The following is a 579-nucleotide window of genomic DNA, read 5'->3' on the forward strand; positions in this document are numbered from 1 at the left end:
TCGCTCTCGATCAGCTCGCCCGGCAGCGCCGCGCAGTTGACGGCAACGAAGGGCTTGGCCGCGCGCGGGCTCATCTGGTGCAGGGCGCGCGCGAAGCGTTCCTTGCCGACGCCGGTCTCGCCGGTCAGCAGCACGGTGACCTGCGTGCCCGCGGCCTTGCGCAGCAGCTCGGCGGCCGCGCCGAAGGCCCGGGAGCGGCCGATCAGGGGGCCCAGCTCGTCGGCCGGCTGGAGCGTCGAGCGCAGCGTCTCGACCTGCGACTGCAGGTCCTCGATGCGCACGATCAGCGAGTCGGCGTGGTAGTCGCGCGCCATCGCCTCGCCATCGGGCCATGCGGCCAGGGGACGGCCCTCGATGCGGCAATGCTCGGCGCCGCAGGCCTGGCAGTCCACCTCCTTGTAGAGCACCGGCTGGCCCATGAAGGCGCTGGTGTAGCCCGACGCATAGCCCAGCAGCATCCAGCACACGGGCTCCTCCTGCGGGCCGAAGTCGCGTGTGTGGATCTCGACCTCCCATGAATGGTCCCAGCGGAACACGCCGTGGTAGTGGCCGCTGGCCATGTCGAGTTCGAAGCGCTCG

The 579-nt window shown here is 71.2% G+C and carries 1 protein-coding gene; it reads right to left on the reverse strand.

Features of this window, described 5'->3' with window-relative positions; all coding sequences use genetic code 11:
- On the reverse strand, positions 1–579 hold a 579-nt coding region (locus AC1DTN_RS38615; protein ID WP_477925489.1), incomplete at both ends, for a 4-vinyl reductase.

The organism is Rhizobium sp. 01T444, from assembly GCF_056398305.1.